This window comes from Brevundimonas sp. KM4, assembly GCF_000964075.1.
GTDB classification, from domain to species: Bacteria; Pseudomonadota; Alphaproteobacteria; order Caulobacterales; family Caulobacteraceae; genus Brevundimonas; species Brevundimonas huaxiensis.
The window spans coordinates 1-401 of sequence record NZ_JZRG01000027.1 but is presented as its reverse complement, the minus strand read 5'-3'; the positions used below and the strand labels follow the sequence as shown (position 1 = coordinate 401).

The following is a 401-nucleotide window of genomic DNA, read 5'->3' as shown; positions in this document are numbered from 1 at the left end:
CAGGCCGGGCCGCGCAGCTTTCATCCTGCGCAGCGGGTCGGCCTGTTGCGGTCAGACTGGCGGCAAAAGCCTCCGGGGTGAGGTAGCCGATCGACGAGTGCGGCCTGCGGGTGTTGTAGTCCAGCGCCCAGGCGGCGACCTTCTGGCGGGCGTGATCCAGGCTGAAGAACAGGCTCTCGTTGAGCAGTTCGTCGCGCATCCGGCCGTTGAAGGATTCCACAAACCCGTTCTGGGTCGGCTTGCCCGGCGCGATGTAGTGCCAGTCGACGCCATGATCCTGCGCCCAGGCCAGGATGGCGGTGGACGTGAACTCCGTGCCGTTGTCGCTGACGATCATGGCGGGACGGCCCCGCCGAGCGATCAGCGCTGTCAGCTCTCGCGCGACGCGGCGTCCCGAGATC

General features: G+C 67.6%; 1 protein-coding gene. It reads right to left on the bottom strand.

Annotation, left to right across the window (positions count from 1 at the left end; translation table 11 throughout):
- A partial coding sequence (locus tag VH88_RS13545; protein ID WP_045811712.1) for an IS3 family transposase occupies positions 1–401 on the bottom strand: 401 nt, incomplete at both ends.